The sequence below is a fragment of the Bacteroidota bacterium genome (assembly GCA_018692315.1).
Lineage (GTDB): Bacteria > Bacteroidota > Bacteroidia > Bacteroidales > JABHKC01 > JABHKC01.
On the sequence record JABHKC010000153.1, the window covers coordinates 36500 to 62814 of the forward strand.

21 protein-coding genes and 6 tRNA genes are annotated in these 26315 nt (G+C 33.0%); 22 read left to right on the top strand and 5 right to left on the bottom strand.

Annotation, left to right across the window (positions count from 1 at the left end; genetic code table 11):
* The first annotated feature begins 61 nt into the window (after positions 1 to 61).
* The gene (locus HN894_11605; GenBank protein MBT7143972.1) at positions 62 to 1663 is read left to right on the top strand and encodes a T9SS type A sorting domain-containing protein; all 1602 of its coding nucleotides are present in this window, start codon (positions 62 to 64) and stop codon (positions 1661 to 1663) included.
* A 21-nt stretch (positions 1664 to 1684) separates the two neighbouring features.
* Here HN894_11605 and HN894_11610 read toward each other — a convergent pair whose 3' ends face one another.
* Both HN894_11610 and HN894_11615 read right to left on the bottom strand, forming a co-directional pair.
* Positions 1685 to 2107 carry a GNAT family N-acetyltransferase gene (locus HN894_11610; protein ID MBT7143973.1) on the bottom strand — a complete coding sequence of 141 codons (423 nt, stop codon included), beginning with the start codon at positions 2105 to 2107 and terminating at the stop codon, positions 1685 to 1687.
* A gap of 22 nt (positions 2108 to 2129) precedes the next feature.
* The gene (locus HN894_11615) at positions 2130 to 3515 is read right to left on the bottom strand and encodes a nodulation protein NfeD (protein ID MBT7143974.1); all 1386 of its coding nucleotides are present in this window, start codon (positions 3513 to 3515) and stop codon (positions 2130 to 2132) included.
* 167 nt (positions 3516 to 3682) lie between these two features.
* Here HN894_11615 and HN894_11620 point away from each other — a divergent pair, with 167 nt between their 5' ends.
* The gene (locus HN894_11620; protein MBT7143975.1) at positions 3683 to 4816 is read left to right on the top strand and encodes an ATP-binding protein; all 1134 of its coding nucleotides are present in this window, start codon (positions 3683 to 3685) and stop codon (positions 4814 to 4816) included.
* 184 nt (positions 4817 to 5000) lie between these two features.
* Here the strand turns inward: HN894_11620 and HN894_11625 are convergent, their stop codons facing one another.
* Positions 5001 to 5822, bottom strand: a complete 822-nt coding sequence (locus HN894_11625) for an SOS response-associated peptidase (protein MBT7143976.1) — start codon at positions 5820 to 5822, stop codon at positions 5001 to 5003.
* A gap of 344 nt (positions 5823 to 6166) precedes the next feature.
* On the opposite strand from HN894_11625, the gene HN894_11630 reads away from it, so the two are divergent.
* The 19 genes from HN894_11630 (at position 6167) to HN894_11720 (ending at position 21819) form a co-directional block, all read left to right on the top strand.
* On the top strand, positions 6167 to 6358 hold the full coding sequence (locus HN894_11630; GenBank protein ID MBT7143977.1) for a 30S ribosomal protein S21: 192 nt from the start codon (positions 6167 to 6169) through the stop codon (positions 6356 to 6358).
* Between the two features lie 74 nt (positions 6359 to 6432).
* Positions 6433 to 7317: a tyrosine-type recombinase/integrase gene (locus tag HN894_11635; protein MBT7143978.1), complete on the top strand. Its 885-nt coding sequence runs from the start codon at positions 6433 to 6435 to the stop codon at positions 7315 to 7317.
* An 18-nt stretch (positions 7318 to 7335) separates the two neighbouring features.
* Positions 7336 to 7635 carry a ribosome-associated translation inhibitor RaiA gene (gene raiA, locus HN894_11640; GenBank protein ID MBT7143979.1) on the top strand — a complete coding sequence of 100 codons (300 nt, stop codon included), beginning with the start codon at positions 7336 to 7338 and terminating at the stop codon, positions 7633 to 7635.
* 452 nt (positions 7636 to 8087) lie between these two features.
* Positions 8088 to 8161: transfer RNA gene (locus HN894_11645), tRNA-Thr, on the top strand.
* 19 nt (positions 8162 to 8180) lie between these two features.
* Positions 8181 to 8262: transfer RNA gene (locus HN894_11650), tRNA-Tyr, on the top strand.
* 15 nt (positions 8263 to 8277) lie between these two features.
* Positions 8278 to 8350 (top strand) — tRNA-Gly (locus HN894_11655).
* A gap of 11 nt (positions 8351 to 8361) precedes the next feature.
* Positions 8362 to 8433, top strand: a tRNA-Thr gene (locus tag HN894_11660).
* A 58-nt stretch (positions 8434 to 8491) separates the two neighbouring features.
* On the top strand, positions 8492 to 9679 hold the full coding sequence (gene tuf / locus HN894_11665; GenBank protein MBT7143980.1) for an elongation factor Tu: 1188 nt from the start codon (positions 8492 to 8494) through the stop codon (positions 9677 to 9679).
* A gap of 81 nt (positions 9680 to 9760) precedes the next feature.
* Positions 9761 to 9833 (top strand) — tRNA-Trp (locus tag HN894_11670).
* A 27-nt stretch (positions 9834 to 9860) separates the two neighbouring features.
* On the top strand, positions 9861 to 10076 hold the full coding sequence (gene secE, locus HN894_11675) for a preprotein translocase subunit SecE (protein ID MBT7143981.1): 216 nt from the start codon (positions 9861 to 9863) through the stop codon (positions 10074 to 10076).
* Positions 10077 to 10092: 16 nt separating this feature from the next.
* Entirely contained in the window at positions 10093 to 10641 is a 549-nt protein-coding gene (nusG, locus tag HN894_11680) for a transcription termination/antitermination factor NusG (GenBank protein MBT7143982.1), read from the top strand.
* A gap of 19 nt (positions 10642 to 10660) precedes the next feature.
* On the top strand, positions 10661 to 11101 hold the full coding sequence (gene rplK / locus HN894_11685; GenBank protein MBT7143983.1) for a 50S ribosomal protein L11: 441 nt from the start codon (positions 10661 to 10663) through the stop codon (positions 11099 to 11101).
* Between the two features lie 17 nt (positions 11102 to 11118).
* A complete protein-coding gene (locus HN894_11690) occupies positions 11119 to 11814 on the top strand; it encodes a 50S ribosomal protein L1 (protein ID MBT7143984.1) in 696 nt (231 codons plus the stop codon).
* 75 nt (positions 11815 to 11889) lie between these two features.
* Entirely contained in the window at positions 11890 to 12408 is a 519-nt protein-coding gene (locus HN894_11695) for a 50S ribosomal protein L10 (protein ID MBT7143985.1), read from the top strand.
* Between the two features lie 34 nt (positions 12409 to 12442).
* Positions 12443 to 12814: a 50S ribosomal protein L7/L12 gene (gene rplL, locus HN894_11700; GenBank protein MBT7143986.1), complete on the top strand. Its 372-nt coding sequence runs from the start codon at positions 12443 to 12445 to the stop codon at positions 12812 to 12814.
* A gap of 101 nt (positions 12815 to 12915) precedes the next feature.
* Positions 12916 to 16731 carry a DNA-directed RNA polymerase subunit beta gene (gene rpoB, locus HN894_11705; protein MBT7143987.1) on the top strand — a complete coding sequence of 1272 codons (3816 nt, stop codon included), beginning with the start codon at positions 12916 to 12918 and terminating at the stop codon, positions 16729 to 16731.
* 74 nt (positions 16732 to 16805) lie between these two features.
* Positions 16806 to 21113: a DNA-directed RNA polymerase subunit beta' gene (gene rpoC, locus HN894_11710; GenBank protein MBT7143988.1), complete on the top strand. Its 4308-nt coding sequence runs from the start codon at positions 16806 to 16808 to the stop codon at positions 21111 to 21113.
* A 32-nt stretch (positions 21114 to 21145) separates the two neighbouring features.
* Entirely contained in the window at positions 21146 to 21469 is a 324-nt protein-coding gene (locus HN894_11715) for a DUF3467 domain-containing protein (GenBank protein MBT7143989.1), read from the top strand.
* Positions 21470 to 21675: 206 nt separating this feature from the next.
* Positions 21676 to 21819, top strand: a complete 144-nt coding sequence (locus HN894_11720) for a hypothetical protein (protein MBT7143990.1) — start codon at positions 21676 to 21678, stop codon at positions 21817 to 21819.
* A gap of 371 nt (positions 21820 to 22190) precedes the next feature.
* Here HN894_11720 and fbaA read toward each other — a convergent pair whose 3' ends face one another.
* Positions 22191 to 23270, bottom strand: coding sequence for a class II fructose-bisphosphate aldolase (gene fbaA, locus HN894_11725; GenBank protein ID MBT7143991.1), 1080 nt, complete (start codon positions 23268 to 23270; stop codon positions 22191 to 22193).
* A 402-nt stretch (positions 23271 to 23672) separates the two neighbouring features.
* A tRNA-Ser gene (locus tag HN894_11730) sits at positions 23673 to 23760 on the bottom strand.
* A 99-nt stretch (positions 23761 to 23859) separates the two neighbouring features.
* Between HN894_11730 and HN894_11735 the strand changes: the two genes are divergently transcribed.
* Positions 23860 to 26310 (top strand): phenylalanine--tRNA ligase subunit beta, encoded by a 2451-nt coding sequence (locus HN894_11735; protein ID MBT7143992.1) that lies wholly within the window; start codon positions 23860 to 23862, stop codon positions 26308 to 26310.
* Positions 26311 to 26315: the final 5 nt, after the last annotated feature.

Sequence of the window (26315 nt, forward strand, 5' to 3'; positions counted from 1 at the left end):
AATAATCAATAGAAAATAGTATTGTTTTTCTACTTTTGAGAATTATTTTATCAAACGGTTTATGTTCAATTGGGATAGATATTTTTTCAAATTATTCTTATTTCTGACTATTTTTCAAAGTTATACATCATATGGTCAAAAAGGAAATCCAAAATGGTATGTTCAGAATACTGGCACGAACCATACAATTTTAATTCCTGAGTGGGCAAATATTACTATTGATGATGATACAATTTCTGTGGGAGATTTTATTGGAGTTTTTTTCGACTCATCTGGTTTTTCGGCTTGTGGTGGCTACTTGAAATGGGAAGGTGGGAATTCTGCAATTTCGGCTTGGGGAAGTGAAGAAGGTAACGATGGCTTCGAATCTGGCGAAGAGTTTAAATGGAAAATCTGGGATGCCACAAAAGATATTGAATTTTCAGCAATTGCCATTTTTAATGAAATAGATTTCCCAAATGGTTCGCAATATCATACAAATGGAATTAGTGGTATTTCAGAATTGGATGGATATATTTTCGAAACTCAGCAATTGATTTTAGAAGCTGGCTGGGATTTGTATTCGATTAATACTAAACCATTTGAAAATAGTACTGAAGTTTTATTTTCTGATATTTCAGGAAATCTTATAATAGCCAAAAATATTTTTGGTGAAATATTTTTTCCGTCCGGAAATGTACATAGTATTTCTAATTTGAATTATACCGATGTTCTGATTGTGAAAATGGAAACTACTGATACCTTAAAAATTCAAGGGCGAAAAGTAAAACCTGAATTTCATCAAATTGCACTAAATTATGATTGGAATTTAATTCCGTATTTAAGACATGCGAATGCGGCAATTGCAGAAGTTTTTAGCAATTTTTATGACAAATTCTTTTTGCTGAAAGATGGAGCTGGTAAAGTTTTTTGCAATTATTATCATGTTTCTGACCTGAAAAATCTTGAAGTAGGGAAAGCGTATAATTTATATAGTGAGTTTCAGGAAAACTTTTTTTATGTATCTGATACCATTGAATTTGAAGAGTTTTCTTATGAAAATATTTCTTGCAAACATTTTGTTGATTTAGTAAAAACAGATTATAATCAGACAGTAATAATTCTTGAAACTGCAATTGATAGTTTTGCACAGGAAAACGACGAATTTGGTGTTTTCAATGAAAATGGGAAACTTGTTGGTAGTCAGATTTATATAGGAGGAAATATTTCAATAACTGTTTGGGAAAACGATACTGTAAGTCAGGAAAACGATGGAATATTTGATAACCAGAAATTTATTGTAAAGCATTGGTCTTCAGCTAATCAAATTGAAGAATGGTTGATTGTTGAAAATTTTGTTTCAGGTTCGGATATTTATAAAAGAAACCAAATTTCGGTAGTCGATAAAATTTCTTTGTCAGGAACCGATGAGACACAAGCATTTTCAATTTTAAATTTGCAAAATGGAGAAATTCAAATTGATTTTTTTATTTCTGAAAATTCGCTGGTTAAATTATACCTATTTAATATAGAGGGAAAATTAGTAGAAAAGATTGTTGAAAATAACCTACAGGCTGGAAAATTTCAAAAACATCTCAATATTAAAAAGTTTCAGAGTGGAGTATATTTCATATATTTTAGCTCACTAAACAATTCTGACAGCAAAATTTTTGTCATTATTTAGATGCACTATTTAAGCTATAGGTCAGATATTTCGTATGATATAAACATCATAGTCGCCCAAGTATTGAAACCCCATACTTTTATATAACTCAATTGCTGGCAAATTTTCTTTATGAACTTCTAATTTTATTTGAATCCCTTTTTCTTTGGCAAAACTCAATGAAGCTTCAGTTAAAGCTTTTCCATATCCGTGTCGTTGATGTTTCGGGTCTATTCCAAAATGATGCAAATGAAGTCTTCTTCCATCGAAAGTCATCCACGAAGTTCCTATAACTTTTGAATTTCTAATGTCTTCGATTACAAGAAATTTTCCGCCAATTTTTAACGAATTTTCAATAATTTTCTGATTATCGCCACGTATCGCTCCTCCTAAACCTGTAATTTTCCATAATAGTTCAATTTGAGGATAATCACCTGATATATAATCTCTTATGATTATTTTCATAATTTATGAAAAATCAACTATATTAAGATTTTATAACATAAACTTGTCCGGTTTCATGTCTGACAACTTTAATCTTTTCTCCATTTTCAATAAAACCATATTCTGCTTTAGCATCAAAAATATCATTGTCAATCATCACTTTTCCGGAAGGTCGAAGAATTGTTGCAGCAACACCGGTTTTTCCTAACAAACTATCAAATTGATTATCTCCAACTACAAAACCATCATTTTTATCCTGTTTGGCATTTAGAACTAAATATTTGAACGAATTTGAGGTTAATAACTTTTTGCTCAAATAGATAGATCCAGCAATTGATAGAAAAATGGAGAAAATTACAATGAACAGTGCTTTGATGATAGGTTCGATATGAGGCAAGGTAAATTCGAAATCCAAATTATCTACCATGCTTAGTGTAAGTCCAAAAATCACCAAAAATATTCCAGAAACTCCTGCAACTCCAAATCCTGGAAAGGCAAAAACTTCGAGCGCAATCAGAATTATTCCGACAATGAAAATAATTATTTCCCAATTTTCTGCTAGTCCTTCGAGATATAATGGAGCAAAATATAATAGTGCAGCAACAACCGATGCCGCTGATGGAAAACCAATGCCGGGTGATTGAAGCTCGAAATATATTCCACCTATTATTATCATAATCAATATTCCATGAAAATATGGATTCACTAAAAATCCTATTGTTTTTTCTAATGGAGTGATAAAATATTCTTTAATTTCATAATTCTCAATGCCTTCTATCTTTAATACTTCTTTTATGTCTTCAGCTTGACTATCGCAAAAACCATGTTGCATAGCTTCAGTAGTTGTAAAAGTTAGAACTTTGCCGGTATCAATCACACCTTCTATGTAGATGCTTGGATCTACCATTGCTTGTGCAATATTTGGATCTCGTTTCCACAAAAAAGTTGTGTCGGAGCCATTTATTATTGTGTCTTGTCCGTGGGCTTGAGCTGTTGAACGCATCATGGAACGCATAAAAGATTGGTATTTGTCAGGGACAACATTTCCTGATTGGTCAACAACAGTAGCTGCACCGATATTTGCTCCTTTTCGCATATAAATTTTGTCGCAGGCTATAGAGATTAATGCTCCGGCAGATGCTGCATTATTATCAATAAAAACGATTACCGGTATATTGCTGTTAAGAATTTTGGTTCTTATAGAATCGGCGTCATCAACGGTTCCTCCATAGGTGTTCATGTGAATTAGAACATAGTCGGCATTAATTTTTTTTGCTTCATCGAAACTTTGCTGAGTATGTCGCCATACGGCCGGACCAATTTCTTGTTTAATATTAAATTTATAAACCAAAATACTATCGACAGGGTTTTCTGCTTTCGCAAATATTGATAAGAATAATATAATGCTAATAATGCCTATTTTTTTCATAATTATTGTTTTGTTTAGTCTTACAAAATTAGCTAAAACTTTTAAAACTATTGAATATATTCATTCTCAACATTCCAAAAATCTGAAATTTGCAAATAAAAAAAATGTAAATTTGCGATTGTAAACGCAAAATTAATATTAAATTTGCGTTTATAAACGCAAATGTTATGATAAATAGAATTCTTGAAAGGATAATTTATTCACATCTTGACAAAGGAAAAATTATACATATCCCTGGTCCACGGCAAGTTGGCAAAACTACTCTCCTAAAAAAAATTGAAAAGGAGACAAAGTTAAGGAGTTTATGGTTGAATGGAGACGAGGCAGAGGTTCGAGAAATGTTATCGGATAAAAGTTCTAAATTTCTGAAAAGTATTATTGGTAAAAATGAAATAGTAATAATTGATGAAGCTCAAAGAATTACTAATATTGGTATCACCTTGAAATTAATTATGGAGAATTTTCCTGATTTGAAAATTTTAGCCACTGGTTCTTCAGCCTTTGATTTAGCAAACAAGATTAATGAACCATTAACAGGTAGAAAGATTGAATCATTTTTATTTCCATTATCTTTTTCAGAGTTGGTAAAACATACAAACATTTTAGAAGAAATTGGGATGCTTGAAAATAGAATGATTTTTGGTTATTATCCTGAGGTAGTAACATCTCCAGGCGATGAAAAGGAAGTATTGAAGAGGTTATCAGACGCTTATTTGTATAAAGATTTGTTAGCTTTTGAGAACCTGAAAAAATCTAATAAGATAGAAAAACTACTGCAAGCAATAGCTTTGCAAATTGGTAGTGAAGTTTCATATAACGAATTGGGAAGAATTGTAGGTTCTGATAATGAAACTGTTGAACGATATATTGATTTATTGGAAAAAGCCTATATAGTTTTTCGTCTTTCGTCTTTGAGTCGAAATTTAAGAAATGAACTAAAGAAAAGTAGGAAAATATATTTTTATGATAATGGGATTCGCAATGCTCTAATTCGGAACTTTAATCCTTTAAGCTTAAGGCAAGATACCGGAGCTTTATGGGAAAATTTTCTTATAGCTGAACGAATGAAAATGACAAGTTATTCAGGAAGGTGGATGAATAAGTATTTTTGGCGAACACATGCTCAACAAGAAATTGATTATATTGAAGATTACGGTGGAAAATTGTATGCCTATGAATTTAAATGGAATAAAAATCGGAAAGTTCGATTTTCAAAAACTTTTGTAAAAGCATACCCTAATAGCGAAACCAAATCAATTTCAACTGATAATTTTGTAGATTTTATTATGGAAGCTGAATAAGTCAGATTTTTATAACAGTTGCTTATTTGATAATAAAAAACAAAATTATAAAGGGGACTTCTAAAAATGCAAATTTCTTCGTTGCTTCAAAATTTCAAAATCCTCATTTACAATAGTAAACTGCGGTTTTGAAATTTCTTACGCCTTGAAATTTACTATTTTTAGAAGTCCCCTATAGGAAATTTTAATTCAAGTGCCTGCCCCAAGTAGGAGCATCGGTAGTTCTTTTGTTGCTCCCCATTCCTTGAAGTTGAAGTTCTTTTGTCGATTTTATCTCAAATTCAGTTTCTATTCTTTGACCGATAGGTTCTATCAAAATTTTTCCTTCTGCTTTTGGGTTTTTAATTGTGGGGGTAATAGGGTAGGCGTTCATCAATTCGGAAGGGTATGCCCGCAAAAGTCTAATTATATCGCTTAGAGGAGTTTTATTATTTAACCATTTTTTTTCATTATGTTGGTGCAAAATTACCGGTGAACGTTGATGTGGTAATTTTTGTATTAGCGAATTTGCAACAGTTGTAATTATTGAAAATGATTCAACCAATTCACCTGTTTCGCTGTTTTGCCAGCTATCCCAAATTCCTGCAAAAGCAAAAGGTCTTTTTTTGTCCCTTAAATATATAAGGTATGGTTTGCTTAAGCCTTCATTTGTTGTTCCTTCGATAAAAGCATCAGCAATTACCAGACATCTGCGACTACGTATAGGTTTTCTGAATGCTGGCTTTCTGACTATTTCACAAGATCCACTATAGTTTGAGTCATTTTCTTTATTTTTATCTCCTTCTACACGAGCATTAAAAAGGTACATTTGCTTTTTTGCCCAAAATGGTGTTAATCCAAATTTGAACATTTGCAAAATGTTTGGATCTTCATTAGTAATAATTGGTGCTAACTGTCCGGGCGAAATATTGTAGCTTGTTTTATACTCAATTTCATTTGGGATTTTAATGTTAAACCGCTTTTCTATGACTTCAACTTTCTGAACTTCAATATATCTTCCACACATAAAAATTATCAATTAAAAAAAACTCAAGATACAAAATCTCAAACTAATTTTTCGACCTTGCTATTAGAATATAATTTTATCAAAAATATTTAATTTTACTATAAAATAATTGGAAAAATGTCGATTTGTATAATTTAATTTTACAAGATTATTTTTCTTACTTAAAAACAAATTTTTAGTTTTAATGTAAATCCTGAGCTTTTTCGCACATTATCAGGCGATTATATATTTTGAATTTATATTAATTAGAGATATTTATATTAATATTTTTTTTTCAAATAATTTTGAAAATCAAATTTCGAATTAATATCTTTGCCGCTCATTTTTAAAATAAAAAATTTGGTATGATAGTAATTCCTATAAAAGAAGGTGAAAATATTGATAGAGCGTTGAAACGTTTCAAAAGAAAGTTTGAAAAAACTGGTGTAGTGAAGGAACTTAGAGAAAGACAAGCATTTAAAAAACCATCAGTTTGCAAACGTGAAGAAATGATTCACGCTACTTATATTGAGCAATTGAAAAGAGAAGACAATTAATTATTTCTTTTTAATTGTATTAATGTAAATATATTTATATATTTACAAATGATTATTAATTTTGTTTTCTTTACATGAATAGGGATAAGTTTATTAAATATCTTCAATTCGAAAAAAGATATTCATCACATACTATTCGTTCATATGATATTGATTTGAAGCAATATTTTACTTTTTGTAAAGAAAAGTATAATTGTCAAGACGATTTTATACCTGCCAATCATCTTTATATTCGCAATTGGATAATTTCACTGCTAACTAAAAATTATTCAACAAAATCGATAAACCGAAAAACCACATCATTAAAATCATATTTTAAATATCTATTGAAAGAGAATGCGATAGATGCAAATCCGATGGAAAAAGTAATTTCGCCAAAATCAGGAAGGAAATTACCATGTTTTGTTGATAAAGAGCAAATTAATAATTTATTGGATGAACACGACTTTTCCAATGATTTTGAAGGATTTAGAGACAAAATGATTATTGAACTTTTTTATGTTTCAGGAATAAGACTTTCGGAATTGATAAAGTTGAAAGTTTCCGATATAAATTTCCATTCATTAAGTTTAAAAGTTCTTGGCAAAAGAAATAAAGAGAGAATTATTCCATTCAGTTTGAAACTAAAAGCAAACATTTTAGAATACCTGCAAAAACGTCAGGAAGTTGCATTAGAAAAAACAACAGAATTTTTTGTAACAAAAAAGGGAGAGAAAACCTACGAGAAATTAATCTATAGAATTGTCAATAAATACTTACAGCTATCAACAACTATTGAACAAAAAAGCCCACATGTTTTAAGACATACTTTTGCTACACATATGCTTAACAATGGTGCCGACTTAAATGCAATAAAAGAGTTATTAGGACATTCAAATTTATCAGCAACTCAAATATATACCCACACAACTTTTGAGAAATTAAAAAATATTTATAAACAAGCTCATCCGAGAGCATAATTTTTAGGAGGAAATGATATGAATATAAAAATTCATTCTGTTCGCTTTGATGCAGATGCAAAACTCGTAGAATTCGTAGAAGCACGTATTAACAAATTGATTCAGTTATATGATAATATAATAGGTGTAGAAGTTTTTTTACGTTTAGTAAATAATCAAAATCAAGAGAATAAAGTTACTGAAATCAGAATTGAAATTCCAGGAAACGATTTGTTTGCCAAAAAGCAGGAAAAAACATTTGAAGCTGCAACCGATTCTGCAATAGAGGCTCTCCGTCGTCAAATTAAAAAACACAAAGAAAAACAACGAGGCGTTTAAGCAAGTTAGTTTTTTGATTTTTACAAGAATTATTTTTAGTTAAAGTTTTTCATTATATAATGAATGGAAAACAGAATTAAATGATTATTTGAAATTTATTAAATTCGAAAAAAATCTACTATTTTGCAGATAAATCATCAAATGAAATTTTGTTCAAAAAAGAGCTATCATTATTCTATTGAAAAAAAAATAATGCTTTTCTAAATATCTTTTTTTAGAATTTTCATAAATAATTCATTAACTTCAATTAATTTATAAGCATTGATCTATATCTAAAAATATCTGCTCAAATATATCTTGCTGATTATCTGTGCGTTTCACAAAAAAAATGAAACAAACAAAAATGCAAATAATTAGAAAAAAAATGCAATATTTATTTTGATGTTAAAAATTAAGTATATACATTTGCAAACTATTTTGAAAAAAAGAAATAGGAGTTCTTTTATAGTAATGCCGATGTAGCTCAGTTGGTCAGAGCAGCTGATTTGTAATCAGCAGGTCGACGGTTCGAATCCGCCCATCGGCTCTATTACTTTTTATTGAAAGGGGGGATACCAAAGCGGTCAAATGGGGCAGACTGTAAATCTGTTGGCAGCGCCTTCGGAGGTTCGAATCCTCCTCCCCCCACGGTTGAATTAAAAAGCGGGAATAGCTCAGTTGGTAGAGCGTCAGCCTTCCAAGCTGAAGGTCGCGGGTTCGAGCCTCGTTTCCCGCTCTTTTTTATTAGCCGATGTAGCTCAGGGGTAGAGCGCGTCCTTGGTAAGGACGAGGTCATGGGTTCAATTCCCATCATTGGCTCTAAACTGTGGATTGTTACTTGAAATAATAAACTTTAAATTTTTAATATATTTGAATTATGGCTAAAGAAAAATTTGATAGGTCGAAACCGCACGTTAATATTGGCACAATAGGCCATGTCGATCATGGTAAAACAACATTAACCTCTGCTATTACAATGATATTAGCAAAAGATGGTCTTGCGGAAGTGAAAGATTTTGACTCAATTGACAATGCTCCTGAAGAAAAAGAAAGAGGTATTACAATTAATACTGCACATGTAGAATACTCAACAAAAAATCGCCATTATGCTCACGTTGACTGTCCAGGTCACGCCGATTATGTAAAAAACATGGTTACTGGAGCAGCTCAAATGGATGGTGCTATTTTGGTAGTTGCTGCTACAGATGGTCCTATGCCTCAAACAAGAGAGCACATCTTATTAGCACGTCAGGTAAATGTTCCTAAAATAGTAGTTTTTATGAACAAAGTTGATATGGTTGACGATGAGGAGTTGTTAGAATTAGTAGAGATGGAAGTTCGTGAACTATTAGAATTTTACGAATTTGATGGCGATAATACTCCTGTTATTCAAGGTTCTGCACTTGGTGCAATGAATTTGGAACCAAAGTGGGTAGAAAAAATTTATGAATTATTAGAAGCTGTAGATACATTCATCCCAATTCCTCCAAGAGAAAATGAAAAACCATTCCTTCTTCCTGTCGAAGATGTATTTTCAATTACAGGACGTGGTACGGTTGCAACTGGTAGAATCGAAACAGGTGTTGTTAATACCGGAGACGAAATAAGACTTATTGGTTTAGGTGCAGAAGGACGTAAAACGGTTTGTACTGGAGTAGAAATGTTCCGAAAAATTCTTGATAGAGGAGAAGCCGGTGACAATGTAGGTCTATTACTCAGAGGTGTAGATAAAAAAGAAATTAAAAGAGGAATGGTAATTGCTAAACCAGATTCTATTACACCACATACAGAGTTTAAAGCAGAAGTTTATATCTTGAAAAAAGATGAAGGTGGTCGTCACACACCATTCCATAATAATTACCGACCTCAGTTTTATCTTAGAACACTTGATGTAACAGGTGAAATTTTACTACCTGAAGGAATGGAAATGGTTATGCCAGGTGATAATGTTACAATTACTGTGAAATTAATCTACCCTGTAGCCGTAAATAAAGGTCTTCGATTTGCTATCAGAGAAGGTGGAAGAACTGTTGGAGCTGGACAAGTAATCGAAATTACTGTATAAAAACCTGTATAATATATAAGTAAAAAGATTTGGTAGTTTATTCTATTAAATCTTTTTATATATATAATTATTAAGAAATAGACGGGTGTAGCTCAGTTGGTAGAGCACTGGTCTCCAAAACCAGGTGTCGGGCGTTCGAGTCGCTCCTCCCGTGCGAATATCTAAACTGCAAGAAAGTAAGATAATGAAAATAATATTATATTTTAAAGAAGTAATAGAAGAATTGACGCACAAAGTCTCTTGGCCAACAAGAGCCGAACTTCAAAGTAGTGCAGTAGTTGTAATGGTTGCCTCTTTAATAATCGCATTTACAGTTTTTTTAATGGATTTTGTATTAGGAATAAATTCAAATTCTGTTTGGAAAGGATTATTAGGTTTTATTTACGATATGTTATAAATAACATTTTTTTATAATGGGTGAGTTCGAGAAAAAGTGGTATGTCCTAAGGGCAATTGGCGGAAAGGAAAAAAAGGTAAAAGAATATATCCTAAGTGAAATTAGCAGATTAAACCTTGAAGATTACGTTTCTCAGATTTTAATACCAACTGAAAAAATATATCAAATCAGAAAAGGAAAAAAAATTAGTAAAGAACGAAGTTTTTTTCCTGGGTATATATTAATTGAAGCTGCACTTGTAGGAGAAATACCACACATTATTAAAAATATTACAAATGTAATTGGCTTTTTAAGTACAACAAAAGGTGGAGAACCTACTCCTCTACGATTGTCGGAAGTAAATAGAATATTAGGTAAAGTTGATGAGTTGGCAGAAAGCGATGAAGAAATCAATGTACCTTTCTGCGTTGGAGAAGCAGTTAAAGTTACCGATGGGCCGTTTAACAATTTCTCTGGAATAATTGAAGAAGTAAATGAAGAGAAAAAGAAACTAAAAGTAATGGTTAAAATATTTGGAAGAAGAACACCATTAGAACTTAGTTTCATGCAAGTAGAAAAAGAATAAAAATTATATATTTAGAAATATGGCAAAGCAAATTGAAGGACTAATAAAATTACAGATCAAAGGTGGTGCAGCAAATCCATCGCCTCCAGTAGGTCCCGCCTTAGGTGCAAAAGGTGTGAATATAATGGAATTTTGTAAGCAGTTTAATGCCCGAACTCAAAACATGGCCGGAAAAGTACTACCGGTAATAATTACTGTTTATAAAGATAAATCATTTAATTTTATCATTAAACAGCCACCTGTAGCAGTTCAATTACTTGAAGCGGCTAACTTAAAATCAGGTTCAGCAGAACCAAACAGAGACAAAGTTGCTTCAGTTAGTTGGGAAGATATAAAAACTATTGCAGAAGGAAAAATGCCAGATTTAAACGCATTTAAAATTGACTCGGCAATGAAAATGGTTGCCGGAACTGCCAGAAGTATGGGAATAACAGTTAAAGGTGAATTTCCAAATTTATAATATACAATTACTGAAAAATGGGAAAGCTTACAAAAAACAGAAAAAAAGTATCAGATAAAATTGAAGTTGGTAAAATACATTCAATTGAAGAAGCAAGTACAATATTAAAAGATATTACAACAACCAAGTTTAATGCTTCAATTGATATGGATATCAGATTAGGTGTTGATCCTCGAAAAGCAAACCAAATGGTTAGAGGAATAACAACTTTACCACATGGTACTGGAAAAGAAATTAAAGTGCTTGTGCTATGTACGCCTGATAAAGAAGCAGAAGCAACAGAAGCTGGTGCCGACTATGTAGGCTTAGATGAATACGTTCAAAAAATAAAGGACGGCTGGACAGATATAGATGTTGTAATAACAATGCCACCAGTAATGGGAAAAGTTGGACAACTTGGTAGAATTTTAGGACCACGTGGTTTAATGCCAAATCCGAAAAGTGGAACTGTTACAATGGAAGTTGGAAAAGCCGTAAAAGAAGTTAAACAAGGAAAAATTGATTTTAAAGTTGATAAATATGGAATAATTCACGCTTCCATTGGCAAAGTCTCATTCTCTGCTGAGCAGATAGTTGACAATGCCAGAGAATTAATCCAAACAATTGTCAAGTTGAAACCTACATCAGCCAAAGGAACATATATTAGAAGTGTTTTCATTTCGAGCACTATGAGTGCTGGCTTGCAGATTGATACAAAATCAATATCAGAGTAGTAATCTATTATTAATTAAATTTTAAGAAAACAAATTGTTACTAATGTTTTCTTAACTAAATGAGATTATGTAAACATGAAAAGAGAGGAAAAAAATAAAATTATTGATAGTTTAATAGAGCAAATAAACAAAACAAACCATTTCTATTTGACCGATATTTCAGAATTAAATGCTGAAAAGACTAGTTCATTAAGAAGGGCTTGTTTCGAACAAGACATCAAACTAACAGTTGTAAAAAATACACTGCTTAAAAAAGCAATGGAAAAAGCAGAGCTTGAATACGACGAATTGTATGAAGTTCTTAAAGGCTCAACTTCTATCATGTTTACTGAAGTAGGTAACCAACCTGCAAAACTGATTCAAGAGTTTAGAAGAAGTAATGACAAACCAATCCTTAAAGGTGCATTTGTAGAAGAAGGTTGCTACATTGGCGATGATCAATTAGATGCCTTAATTAATGTTAAATCACGAGACGAACTCGTTGCTGACATTATTGCTCTACTTCAATCACCTGCGAAGAATGTTATTTCTGCATTACAATCAGGAGGTAGTATCCTACATGGTGTTCTTGAAACACTTTCAGAAAGAGAATAATAAAGTAATTAATTAAATTAAAACAAACTAAAAAATGGCTGATTTAAAAGCGTTTGCAGAGCAATTAGTTAACTTAACCGTAAAAGAAGTTAATGAATTAGCAGAAATATTAAAAAGTGAATACGGTATTGAACCAGCTGCTGCCGCAGTAGCAGTTGCAGGACCAGTTGCTGAAGAAGCAGCAGAAGCAGAACAAACTGAATTTAATGTTGTTCTTGTTTCTCCGGGTGGAGCAAAGCTTCAAATTGTGAAATTAGTAAAAGAACTTACAGGACTTGGACTAAAAGAAGCAAAAGCACTTGTAGATTCAGCACCGAAAGAAGTAAAAGAAGGTGTAACCAAGGAAGAAGCAGAATCATTAAAAGCAAGATTAGAAGAAGCAGGAGCAGAAGTTGAACTTAAATAAGCATTGCCTTAAAATATTTAGGATGATAGGTTTAGAGTCTAATTGACTCTAAGCCTTTTTCTTGTTATATTGTATTTAAGATTAACTAATAGCCTTTTAACATGTCATTATCAAATTCAAACGAACGAATTAATTTCGCTTCAATAAAAAATAAGCTTGAATATCCAGATTTTTTAGAAATTCAACTTAAATCATTTGCAGACTTTTTTCAACTCGAAACTACTCCTGAAAACAGAAGAATTGAAGGTTTATATCGAGTTTTTACAGAAAATTTTCCAATAACCGATACCCGAAATAATTTTGTGTTGGAGTTTATCGACTATTTTGTAGATCCTCCAAGATACACAATACTCGAATGTATTGAACGAGGAGTTACATATTGTGTTCCTCTTAAAGCAAAATTGAAGTTATATTGCACAGACCCTGAGCATGAAGATTTCGATACAGTGATTATGGATGTTTATCTTGGTGTAATTCCATATATGACACCAAAAGGAACATTCGTAATTAATGGAGCTGAACGTGTAATAGTATCACAACTTCACAGGTCTCCCGGTGTTTTCTTCGGTCAAAGCTTGCATGCAAACGGAACAAAACTCTATTCGGCTCGAATAATTCCATTTAGAGGTTCATGGATAGAATTTGCTACAGACATAAATAATGTCATGTATGCATATATCGACAGAAAGAAAAAACTTCCGGTAACAACCCTGCTTCGTGCAATTGGATATGAAAGCGATAAAGATGTTTTAGAAATATTCAACCTTGCCGATGAAGTAAAAGTTAGCAAAACCGGTTTGAAAAAGGTTGTTGGAAGAAAACTTGCAGCACGTGTTCTTAAAAGTTGGGTAGAAGATTTTGTTGATGAAGATACTGGAGAAGTAGTTTCTATTGAAAGGAATGAAGTTATAATTGACAGAGAAACAATAATTGAATTAAATCATATAGATGCAATTATTGATTCTGGTTCAAAATATATTCTTATTCATAAAGAAAATCAAAATCTAAGCGATTACGCAATAATATACAATACACTGCAAAAAGATCCTTGTAATTCTGAAAAGGAAGCAGTACTGCACATTTACCGACAACTTCGAAACTCTGAACCACCAGACGAAGCAACTGCTCGCGATGTAATAGACAAACTATTTTTCTCCGATAAAAGATACGACTTAGGTGAAGTAGGAAGATACAGAATTAACAAAAAGTTAAATCTGAACACTTCCATGGATACCAAGGTGTTAACAAAAGAAGATATTATCGAAATAATAAAATATCTTATTGAATTGATAAATTCAAAAACAGATGTTGATGATATTGACCACTTAAGCAACAGGAGAGTAAGAACAGTTGGAGAGCAACTTTCAAATCAGTTTGGAGTTGGCCTTGCAAGAATGGCAAGAACTATCAGAGAGCGAATGAATGTTAGGGATAATGAGGTTTTTACACCAATTGACCTGATAAATTCAAAAACATTATCATCTGTAATAAATTCATTTTTTGGTACAAACCAATTGTCCCAATTTATGGATCAGACAAATCCACTTGCCGAAATGACTCATAAACGAAGAATGTCGGCATTAGGTCCAGGCGGACTATCAAGAGAAAGAGCAGGATTTGAGGTAAGAGATGTTCACTATACTCACTATGGAAGACTTTGTCCTATTGAAACACCTGAAGGTCCGAATATTGGATTGATTTCATCTCTCTGTGTTTATGCAAAAATAAATAAACTTGGTTTCATTGAAACACCTTACAGAAAAGTTGAAGAAGGAAAAGTTTATACCTCAATAAAAGATGTTATATATTTAAGTGCCGAAGAAGAAGAAGACAAAATTATTGCTCAGGCAAACGCAATAGTTGGTGAGGATGGTTACTTCGTAAACGATAAAATCAAGTCGAGATACGATGGTGATTTTCCTTTAATTGAAAAAGATAAAGTAGATTTGATGGACGTTGCTCCAAACCAGATTGCTTCTATTGCCGCATCTTTAATACCATTTCTTGAAAATGATGATGCAAATAGAGCACTTATGGGCTCAAATATGATGAGACAAGCAGTGCCTCTTCTTTGTCCTGAAGCTCCAGTTGTTGGTACAGGAATTGAGGGCAAAACTACTCAGGATTCCAGAATAATGCTTATGGCAGAAGATAATGGAGTAGTGGAGTATGTCGATTCTAAAAAGATAATAATCAGATATTTAAGGTCAGAGGAAGAAGAATTTTTACTTTTCGATGATAATCTGAAAGAATACGAAATTCCGAAATATCATAAAACAAACCAAAACACCTGTTTAAATTTACGTCCAATAGTTTCGAAAGGAGACGAAGTTGTTAAAGGTCAGATTTTGACAGAAGGATATGGAACAGAAAATGGTGAACTTGCATTAGGAAGAAACCTGAAAGTAGCATTTATGCCATGGAAAGGATATAATTTTGAGGATGCAATTGTAATTTCTGAACGAGTTGTTCGAGAAGACTTTTTTACTTCTATTCATATCGATGAATACAATTTGGAAGTAAGAGATACAAAACGTGGTTTGGAGGAGCTTACTGCAGATATTCCAAATGTAAGCGAAGAAGCAACAAAAAATCTTGACGAGAATGGACTAATTCGCATAGGTGCCGATGTTCAGCCAGGTGATATTCTAATAGGAAAAATTACTCCAAAAGGCGAGTCGGATCCTTCACCAGAAGAAAAATTATTGAGAGCAATTTTTGGCGATAAAGCTGGCGATGTTAAAGATGCGTCTTTAAAAGCCTCTCCATCTTTAAATGGAATTGTTATAAAGAAAAAATTATTTGCTCGCTCAATAAAAGATAGGAAGGTAAGAAATTCTGATTTGCCAATTATCGAAAAAATCGAAGCAACTTTCGCTGCCGATGTAAATTCTTTAAACAACAGATTGATTGAGAAATTGTTTAGCATAATAAATGGCAAAACTTCTCAAGGTGTAAAAGATTATTTAAGTAAAGACTTAATTCCAAAAGGCACAAAATTCACCTTAAAACTTTTACAAGAAATTGACTTTTTGAATGTAAATTCGAATAGGTGGACAACCGACAAGAAAAAAAATGCAGTAATTCAAAGATTGCTTCATAACTATGTAGTAAAATACAAAGATCTTGACGGTGACGTTAAAAGGGAAAAATATAATATTACCATTGGTGACGAATTGCCTGTTGGGATTATTAAACTTGCGAAAATCTATATCGCCAAAAAGAGAAAATTAAAAGTTGGTGATAAAATGGCTGGTCGTCATGGAAACAAAGGAATTATTGCTAAAATTGTTGCAGACGAAGATATGCCATTCTTGGCCGATGGAACTACCGTTGATATTGTTCTAAATCCGCTTGGAGTACCATCAAGAATGAATTTAGGACAGATTTACGAAACTGTTTTAGGTTGGGCAGGTCAGAAACTTAACCTAAGGTTTGCTTCTCCAATTTTCGATGGAGCTACAACCGAGCAAATAAATGGATATACCGACAAAGCCGGCCTTCCAAGATATGGAAAAACCTACTTGTACGATGGTGGAACTGGCGAAAGATTCGACCAACCTGCAACTGTTGGTGTAATCTATATGATAAAATTAGGACACATGGTCGATGACAAAATGCACGCCCGTTCAATTGGTCCTTACTCACTTATCACTCAGCAACCATTAGGCGGAAAAGCACAATTCGGTGGACAACGATTTGGAGAAATGGAAGTTTGGGCTCTCGAAGCTTTCGGAGCATCAAATATCTTACAAGAAATTCTTACTGTAAAATCTGATGATGTTATTGGTAGGGCAAAAGCTTATGAAGCTATCGTAAAAGGTGAACCTATGCCTTCGGCAGGAATTCCCGAATCCTTAAATGTACTATTGCACGAACTTAGAGCTTTAGGGCTTAGTGTCAATCTTCATAAATAAGCTTGGTTCATTTTCATAAAATGAACTAGTTGAACTTGTGTTTAATTTATTAGAATAATCCTAAAAATAAAAATATGGCTTTTAGAAAAGAAAATAAAGTAAAAAACGATTTTACTAAAATTTCTATTGGCTTGGCATCACCAGAAGAAATTCTTGAAAAGTCAGCCGGGGAAGTAATGAAGCCCGAAACTATAAATTACAGAACATATAAACCAGAAAGAGATGGATTATTTTGCGAAAGAATTTTTGGTCCTGTAAAAGATTTCGAATGTCATTGCGGAAAATATAAAAGAATTAGATATAAAGGAATAGTTTGCGATAGATGTGGTGTTGAAGTAACAGAAAAAAAAGTCAGACGTGAACGAATGGGGCATATCGGGCTTGTGGTTCCGGTTGCACACATCTGGTATTTCAAATCGCTTCCGAACAAAATTGGGTATTTGTTAGGATTGCCTACAAAAAAACTCGATACCATAATTTATTACGAAAGATATGTTGTAATCAATACTGGTGTAAAAGAAGCTGATGGAGTAAAATATTTAGATTTTCTTACAGAAGATGAATACTTAGATATTCTTGAAACTCTACCAAAAGACAACCAACTTCTTGACGATAGCGATCCAAATAAATTTATAGCAAAAATGGGTGCAAATGCACTTTTTGAATTGTTGTCGCGCATCGACTTAGACGCTCTTTCATATTTTCTTAGAGACAAAGCAAACAATGAAACCTCTCAGCAAAGAAAAAATGAAGCGCTTAAAAGACTTCAAGTTGTTGAAGCCTTTAGAGGTTCTAAAAAAGTGAACAAGCCAGAATGGATGATAATTAAAGTAGTGCCGGTAATTCCACCAGAACTACGTCCGCTTGTACCTCTCGATGGAGGAAGATTTGCAACTTCAGACCTTAACGACTTGTATCGTAGAGTAATAATTCGTAACAATCGACTAAAAAGGCTTATTGAAATTAAAGCACCTGAAGTTATTCTTCGTAATGAAAAAAGAATGCTTCAAGAATCTGTCGATTCATTGTTCGATAATTCAAGAAAAGCTAATGCAGTTAAAACAGACGCTAACCGTCCACTTAAATCGCTGAGTGATAGTCTAAAAGGAAAACAAGGTAGATTCCGTCAGAATCTTCTTGGAAAAAGGGTAGATTATTCGGCTCGTTCGGTTATTGTTGTAGGTCCTGAATTGCTACTTCACGAGTGTGGAATACCGAAAGATATGGCAGCAGAACTTTACAAACCTTTTATTATTAGAAAATTAATTGAAAGAGGTATTGTAAAAACTGTAAAATCTGCTAAGAAAATTGTTGACAGAAAAGATCCTGTAATTTGGGATGTTTTAGAAAATGTTTTAAGAGGACACCCAATTTTGCTTAATAGAGCTCCAACGCTTCATAGGCTTGGAATTCAAGCATTTCAGCCTAAGCTGGTAGAAGGAAAAGCTATTCAACTTCACCCTTTGGTTTGTACAGCTTTTAATGCCGATTTCGATGGCGACCAAATGGCTGTACATTTACCACTTGGCAATAATGCGATTCTTGAAGCTCAAATGCTTATGCTAGCTTCTCATAACATTTTGAATCCTGCAAATGGAGCACCAATTACGGTACCTTCTCAAGATATGGTTCTTGGATTATATTACATAACCAAAGAAAAGAGAAGTACTGAAACCGAAAAAGTAAAAGGTGAAGGTTTAGTTTTTTATTCTCCTGAAGAGGCAAATATTTCATATAATGAAGGAAAAGTTGATCTTCATGCAATAGTAAAAGTAAAAATTAGAGAATTAAAAGACGGAATAGAAGTAGAACGTCTGATAGAAACTACTGTAGGAAGAATACTTTTTAACGAAAGTGTCCCACCAGAAGTAGGATACATCAATGAACTTCTTACAAAAAAATCATTAAGAGATATAATTGGAAAAGTGCTAAAAATTGCCGGTACCTCTGCCACTGCCAACTTCTTAGACAAAATCAAGAGTTTGGGTTACAAAATGGCTTTCAAAGGCGGATTGTCATTTAATCTCGACGATATTTTAATTCCAAGCGACAAGCAAGATATGGTAAACGAGGGATACGATCAGGTCGATGAAGTTCTCTCGAATTATAATATGGGTTTCATTACTAACAATGAAAGATACAATCAGATTATTGATATTTGGACACATACAAATGCTCGACTAACAAAAACACTTATGTCGCGTTTATCTACAGATAAACAAGGATTTAACTCTGTTTATATGATGTTAGATTCTGGCGCAAGGGGTTCGAAAGAGCAAATTCGTCAGCTTTCCGGAATGAGGGGACTGATGGCGAAACCACAAAAATCTGGAGCAACAGGTTCAGAAATTATTGAAAATCCAATTTTAGCGAACTTTAAGGAAGGTCTATCAGTATTAGAATATTTTATTTCTACTCACGGTGCAAGAAAAGGTTTGGCTGATACGGCTTTGAAAACTGCCGATGCAGGATATTTGACAAGACGATTGGTTGACGTATCACAAGATGTGATTATTCAGGATACCGATTGTGGAACACTTCGTGGGCTGAATGCAACAGCATTGAAAAATAATGAAGAAATAGTTGAATCTTTATACGAAAGAATTCTTGGTAGATCAACAGTTCACGATGTTTTTAATCCATTGACCAACGAAAAAATTGTTGATGCAGGTATTCAAATTACTGAAGAAATTGCAAAATTGATAGAAGATTCTCCTGTTGAGCAAGTCGAAATTCGTTCGGTTTTAACTTGTGAATCCAAAAAAGGAGTTTGTGCAAAATGTTACGGAAGAAATCTGGCAACAGGACGCATGGTTCAGAGGGGCGAAGCAGTTGGAGTAATAGCTGCTCAATCTATTGGAGAACCCGGAACTCAGCTAACACTTAGAACATTCCACGTTGGTGGTACAGCCTCGAATATTACAACTGAATCTAGCATTATTTCTCGCTTCGATGGAATAGCAGACATAGACGAACTCAGAACAGTTGAATATGTTGACGATGAAGAGAACAAATTTGATATAGTGATTGGACGATTGGCAGAGCTTAGAATTATTGATAAAACTACAAATGTAGTTCTCTCAACGCATTTCATACCATATGGATCCAAAATGTTTATCAAGAATGGTGCAACTGTCAAAAAAGATGAAGTAATCTGTGAATGGGATCCATACAATGCGGTTATTATTTCTGAAGCTTCTGGTTTTGTCGATTTCGAACATATGATCGAAGGCATAACCTATAAAGTAGAATCGGACGAACAAACTGGTCTGAAAGAGAAAGTTGTTGTTGAAACAAGAGATAGGACTAAAAATCCAAGTGTAAATATTGTTTCTGAGGATGGTGAAATATTGAAATCGTACAACTTGCCGGTTGGTGCCCACGTAATTGTTGAGGAAAGAGATGCAGTTAGGAGTGGTCAGATTTTAGTAAAACTTCCGCGAGCTACAGGAAAATCTGGTGATATCACAGGTGGACTTCCAAGAGTTACGGAATTATTCGAAGCAAGAAATCCATCAAATCCAGCGGTAGTTTCCGAAATTGATGGAGAGGTTGCATTTGGAAAAATCAAACGAGGAAATAGAGAAACTATAGTTACATCAAAAACAGGAGAAGTCAAGAAATATCTCGTCTCGCTTTCTAAACAAATTTTAGTTCAAGCAAACGATTATGTAAAAGCCGGAACTCCACTATCTGATGGAGCAATAACTCCGGCAGATATACTTGCGATTAAAGGTCCAACAAAAGTTCAGGAATATATTGTAAATGAAGTTCAAGAAGTGTATCGTTTGCAAGGTGTAAAAATTAATGACAAACATTTCGAGGTTATTGTTCGCCAGATGATGCGTAAAGTAAATATTGTTGATCCTGGTGATACAAAATTCCTTGAAAAACAAATCGTTGATAAATGGGCTTTCCAGGAAGAAAATGACGATATTTACGGTAAAAAAGTTATATCCGATCCGGGAGATTCTATTCTATTTAAATCTGGTCAAATAATTTCGGCAAGAAAACTTCGGGATGAAAATTCAATTCTTCGTCGAAAAGATTTAAAATTGATTGAATCTCGCGATGTTGTACCTGCTACTGCCAGTCAGGTTTTGCAAGGAATTACTCGGGCTGCACTTCAAACAAAAAGTTTTATGTCGGCAGCCTCCTTCCAGGAAACTACAAAAGTTCTGAACGAAGCAGCAATCCGCGGTAAAGTTGATGATTTGGAAGGTTTGAAAGAAAATGTAATTTGTGGACATTTGATTCCTGCAGGTACTGGTGTAAGAGAATACAACGATATAATTGTAGGTTCTATGGAACAGTATGAAAGTTTACTCGGTCATGCCAAACAAGGTGATGAAGACGAACCTGAAGAAGATATCATTGAATAGTAAACATGTTTTAAATTTTAGATATTGAAATTATGAGCGATAAAAATAAACCATTACCAAACCAAATAAATATTGAGTTAAGTGATGAAGTGGCACAGGGTACATATTCAAATTTAGCTGTAATTACTCATTCAGCATCAGAATTTGTAGTTGATTTTGTGAGAATAATGCCTGGAATTCCTAAAGCAAAAGTTAAGTCCAGAATAGTTCTTAGTCCTGAAAATGCGAAACGATTAATGCTCGCTCTAAACGAAAATGTTAAGAAATTTGAATCGATACATGGCCCCATAAAAGAGGTCAAACAGGGCGGTCCAGCAATGCCGATGAATTTTGGCGGTCCTACTGCACAAGCATAAATATTTTAAAAAGTCTCAACATTTGCTGAGACTTTTTTAATTTTTACCATGATTAGTTTAAACAATGTAAATATTTATTATCGGAATAAATATCTATTATGATTAAGTTTCTGACATATGTATTTTTCTTATTTATGTTTTTTTATTTAATGAAACATGTAGGAAGGTTATTGTTTCCTTTTCTAATGAAGCGATTTGTGAAAAAAATGACTAATTCTTTTCCAAATCAAGCTTCACAAGCAGAACAAAAAAGAAAAGGAGAAGTAACAATAGATCATAAACCAAAATCTGCAAAAAAAGTAAATAAGGACGAAGGCGATTACATTGATTATGAAGATATAAAGGAATAAAATTAATAATCTATAAAACTAAAAAAGTCCGGCAAAAATTTGTCGGACTTTTTTTAATGCAATTATTTCGGTTAAAACTATTTTCAGCACAAATTTTTGTTTAGGCTTTGCTACGAAATAAGTTGATCAAAGTAAGCGAAGTTATTTTGTGCAATAACAAGGCAATAACATAGGCAGCCATTAGCTACGGCGAGTATTTTTAAGGAAGTTTGCGTGCAAAATAGCAGCTTGAATGGGCAAGCTATTTCTTAGCAATGTCTTAGTTATATTTCTTTATCTAAGCAATTTGCTGGGATTTGAAAAATCAGATTCTGTTAAAGCCACGAATTTCTGTTTAATAATCCGTGGCTATTAGAACTGTTTATTTTCGTTTACAGGGTATCAAGGCAATTTAGATCTTCAAAAGCTAATTTAAGACGCTCAACCATAGATTTTTCTCCTTCGCGAACCCAAGCTCGTGGATCGTACTTTTTCTTGTTGGGTTTATCAGCACCGTCAGGATTGCCAATCTGGGCCTGAAGATAATCGTGGTTTTTATTTTCGTACTGACGCACACCATCCCAAAATGCCCACTGAGTATCTGTATCAATGTTCATTTTTATAACACCATAACTTATTGCTTCACGAATTTCTTTACGGCTGGAACCTGATCCTCCATGGAAAACAAAGTTTACTTCGTTATGATTTGTGTTATATTTTTCCTGAATATATTCCTGTGAGTTCTTTAAAATTTTTGGAGTAAGCTTTACGTTTCCAGGCTTATAAACTCCATGAACATTACCAAAACTTGCTGCAATGGTAAACCTGTTGCTAACTTTGCTTAACTCTTCATATGCATATGCTACTTCAGATGGTTGGGTATAGAGCAGTGCATTATCCACTTCAGTATTATCAACGCCGTCTTCTTCACCACCTGTAACACCTAATTCTATCTCTAAAGTCATACCGATTTTATCCATCCGTCTAAGGTATTCTTTACAAATTGCAATATTCTCTTCGATTGGTTCTTCTGAAAGATCTAGCATATGAGAGCTGAACAGTGGTTTGCCATATTCGGCAAAGTGTTTCTCTCCAGCTTCCAACAATCCATCTATCCAGGGTAGGAGTTTCTTTGCTGCATGATCGGTATGAAGAATTACAGGTACATTATAAGCTTCAGCTATAACATGACAATGTTTGGCAAAAGCAATTCCACCAAAAATGGCAGCTTTTTGATTTTCGTTGTTCATTCCTTTGCCGGCAAAAAATACAGCACCGCCATTTGATACTTGTATAAAAACAGGTGAGTTTACTTCACGTGCTGCTTCCATTACTGCATTGGCTGAATGTGAGCCTATTACATTTACAGCGGGTAGTGCAAATTTATTTTCTTTAGCAATTTTGAAAACTTCCTGAACATCATTTCCGGTAATCACGCCAGCTTTTACTTTATTAAATATTTTATTCATAATATTAAGTATTTTAGATAATTTCCATATTTGCTACAAAATTAAAAAAAGTTTGGAGTTTTTATATTCCTATTGAAAATTATTATTAGGAATTTATTTGTTGTAGCAATTGTATCATAAATATATATCTACTTCATAAAGTATGAAATTTATAAGTATTCTGTAACTACTCAGCACTTATTAATATTATGAAAACAAGTCTGATAGGACTTGATTGTTATTCAGTCCTTATGAAATGCGGGTTGCTCAGCAATTTGTAGAATAAGCCTGAAGGAGTTGAATTTCAGGGAATTGAACTCCTTCAAAGTTCTACTCGTCTTATATCATTAATTCAGTAGCTTGCACCTATTACTATTGATATTCAATTCCTTAAAGGATTGTTATTGATTAGTTAAAATTATTTTGCGGAGAGGGGGGGATTCGAACCCCCGGTACCCTTCACGAGTACGGCAGTTTAGCAAACTGCTGGATTAAGCCACTCTCCCACCTCTCCAATAAAGTTCGGCAAAGATAGAAAAATCATTTTTTCGTAACAAAAATATTTTTAAAATTTATTTACTTTTGTTCGGTTCATAAAATTAATAAAAATAGAATGAAGATTTCTTATAATTGGGTAAAGCAATATGCTGATATTGAGTTAGATGTTGAAAGTGTTTCGGAAATTTTGACCGATACTGGGTTGGAAGTTGAAGGAATAGAAAAATTTCAATCGATAAAAGGTGGGCTAGAAGGCATAGTCATAGGTGAAGTAAAAACCTGCTTCAAACATCCTGATGCTGATAAACTTAGCCTAACTACGGTAGATATTGGAAAAGATAATTTGCTGAATATTGTTTGTGGAGCACCAAATGTTGCTGCCGGACAAAAAGTTGTGGTTGCAGGAATTGGAACTACATTATTTATCGGCGATGATCAGATAAAACTAAAAAAGAATAAAATCAGAGGACAAATTTCTGAGGGCATGATTTGTGCCGAAGATGAAATTGGACTTGGAACTTCACATGATGGAATTTTGGTTTTAGACGAAAATGCTAAAGTAGGAGAATTAGCAAAAAATTATTTCAAAATTGAAAATGACACAATATTTGAAATCGGACTCACTCCAAACAGAATTGATGGAGCTTCGCACTATGGAACAGCTCGAGATATTGTTGCTTTTCTGAAACAAACTCGCAAAATTGATCTTGTAAAACCATCTGTTGAGAATTTTAAAATAGACAACCGGAATTCAAAAATTGAAGTTTTTGTTGAAAATCAGGGGGCTTGTCCGCGATATTCTGGCATAACTATCTCAGGACTTGATGTAAGAGAATCGCCCGATTGGTTGAAAAATCGATTGCTTTCAGTAAATCAGAAACCCATAAATAGTGTTGTTGATATTACGAATTATGTAATGCTCGAAACCGGGCAACCTCTCCATGCTTTCGATGCCGAAAAAATTTCAGGAAACAAAGTAATTGTTAAAACTCTTCCGAATAAAGCCAAATTTACAACTTTAGACGAAACCGAAAGAGAACTTTCTGAGCAAGACTTAATGATTTGTAACGAAGAGCTGGGAATGTGCATTGCCGGAGTTTTTGGTGGAATTGACTCTGGAGTTACTGAAAAAACAAGAGATATTTTCCTCGAAAGTGCACATTTTAATCCAGCATTTGTCAGAAGAACTTCAAAGCTTCATAATTTAAATACCGATTCTTCTTTCAGATTTGAACGAGGCTCCGATCCAAATAATACTATTTATGCACTTAAACGTGCCGCACTTTTAATTAAAGAATTAGCCGGAGGAAAAATTAGCTCCGATATTATTGACATTTACCCTGAAAAAATTGAGCCTATCCAACTGAAAATTACATATTTCAATATATGGAGACTTATAGGAAAATCTATTCAGAAAAATGAGATAAAGAAAATTCTTGAATCGCTTGACATAAATATTCTTAGCGAAAATGAAGAAGAATTAAATATTGAAATTCCTACTTATAGGGTTGATGTTCAGCGAGAAGCAGATGTTGTTGAAGAAATATTGAGAATATACGGTTATAATAATATCGAAATCTCAAATCATGTAAATTCTTCACTGCAATTTGCTCAAAAACCTGACAAAGAGAATATTAATAACAAAGTAGCCGAATTTTTGGTAAGCAACGGATTTAACGAAATGATGGCAAATTCGCTCACAAAAAAGGATTACTATGAAAATATAGAAAATTTTGATAGTTCAAAAAATGTTAATATTTCAAATCCTTTGAGTCGAGATTTAAATACTATGCGAAGATCTTTGTTGTTCGGTGGACTTGAGGCAATTGCATACAATTCTAACAGGAAAAAATTCGATCAAAATTTATTCGAATTTGGTTTTTGTTATTCAAAAATTTCCGATAATTTTAATGAAGAAATTAAAAAACAATTTCTCGAAGAAGAACATCTTGCACTGTTTCTTTCCGGAAATAAGACAATGGCAAGTTGGAATTTGAAAGTTGAGCCAACAAATATATTTTATCTAAAAGGCTATGTTGAAGGGATTTTGGCAAAAATTGGTATAAATATCAATGCTATAAATATTGAAGAAATCAACAATCAATTTTTCAATTCTGGGCTGAACTATTCTTATCAAAAAAAGTCAATTGTTGAATTCGGTGTGGTTTCAAAAAAACTACAGAAAAAATTTGATTTAGAAAATGAAGTATTTTATGCCGATTTTCATTGGAATAATATTATTTCATCAATAGGAAAAAATAAAATTCTATTTACCGAAATTCCAAAATATCCTGAAGTTAAAAGAGATTTGGCATTATTGATAGATAAAAATATCAAATTTGAACAAATAAAAAATCTTGCCTACAAAACTGAAAGAAAACTTTTGCAAAATGTTTCGCTTTTCGATGTTTACGAAGGCAAACAAATTGCTGACAATAAAAAATCATATGCAATTAGTTTCATTCTGCAAGATATGTACAAAACGCTAACTGACAAGCAAATAGATAAAATTATGAAAAAATTCATTTTTGCTTTCAAGAATGAATTTGATGCTGAAATTAGATAAGGACC

Excerpts from the sequence above, each read along its gene's own strand:
- HN894_11605 (MBT7143972.1), top strand. The coding sequence starts at position 62 with ATGTTCAATTGGGATAGATATTTTTTCAAATTATTCTTATTTCTGACT.
- HN894_11610 (MBT7143973.1), bottom strand. The coding sequence starts at position 2,107 with ATGAAAATAATCATAAGAGATTATATATCAGGTGATTATCCTCAAATT.
- HN894_11615 (MBT7143974.1), bottom strand. The coding sequence starts at position 3,515 with ATGAAAAAAATAGGCATTATTAGCATTATATTATTCTTATCAATATTT.
- HN894_11620 (MBT7143975.1), top strand. The coding sequence starts at position 3,683 with ATGATAAATAGAATTCTTGAAAGGATAATTTATTCACATCTTGACAAA.
- HN894_11625 (MBT7143976.1), bottom strand. The coding sequence starts at position 5,822 with ATGTGTGGAAGATATATTGAAGTTCAGAAAGTTGAAGTCATAGAAAAG.
- HN894_11630 (MBT7143977.1), top strand. The coding sequence starts at position 6,167 with ATGATAGTAATTCCTATAAAAGAAGGTGAAAATATTGATAGAGCGTTG.
- HN894_11635 (MBT7143978.1), top strand. The coding sequence starts at position 6,433 with ATGAATAGGGATAAGTTTATTAAATATCTTCAATTCGAAAAAAGATAT.
- raiA (MBT7143979.1), top strand. The coding sequence starts at position 7,336 with ATGAATATAAAAATTCATTCTGTTCGCTTTGATGCAGATGCAAAACTC.
- tuf (MBT7143980.1), top strand. The coding sequence starts at position 8,492 with ATGGCTAAAGAAAAATTTGATAGGTCGAAACCGCACGTTAATATTGGC.
- nusG (MBT7143982.1), top strand. The coding sequence starts at position 10,093 with ATGGGTGAGTTCGAGAAAAAGTGGTATGTCCTAAGGGCAATTGGCGGA.
- rplK (MBT7143983.1), top strand. The coding sequence starts at position 10,661 with ATGGCAAAGCAAATTGAAGGACTAATAAAATTACAGATCAAAGGTGGT.
- HN894_11690 (MBT7143984.1), top strand. The coding sequence starts at position 11,119 with ATGGGAAAGCTTACAAAAAACAGAAAAAAAGTATCAGATAAAATTGAA.
- HN894_11695 (MBT7143985.1), top strand. The coding sequence starts at position 11,890 with ATGAAAAGAGAGGAAAAAAATAAAATTATTGATAGTTTAATAGAGCAA.
- rplL (MBT7143986.1), top strand. The coding sequence starts at position 12,443 with ATGGCTGATTTAAAAGCGTTTGCAGAGCAATTAGTTAACTTAACCGTA.
- rpoB (MBT7143987.1), top strand. The coding sequence starts at position 12,916 with ATGTCATTATCAAATTCAAACGAACGAATTAATTTCGCTTCAATAAAA.
- rpoC (MBT7143988.1), top strand. The coding sequence starts at position 16,806 with ATGGCTTTTAGAAAAGAAAATAAAGTAAAAAACGATTTTACTAAAATT.
- HN894_11715 (MBT7143989.1), top strand. The coding sequence starts at position 21,146 with ATGAGCGATAAAAATAAACCATTACCAAACCAAATAAATATTGAGTTA.
- HN894_11720 (MBT7143990.1), top strand. The coding sequence starts at position 21,676 with ATGACTAATTCTTTTCCAAATCAAGCTTCACAAGCAGAACAAAAAAGA.
- HN894_11735 (MBT7143992.1), top strand. The coding sequence starts at position 23,860 with ATGAAGATTTCTTATAATTGGGTAAAGCAATATGCTGATATTGAGTTA.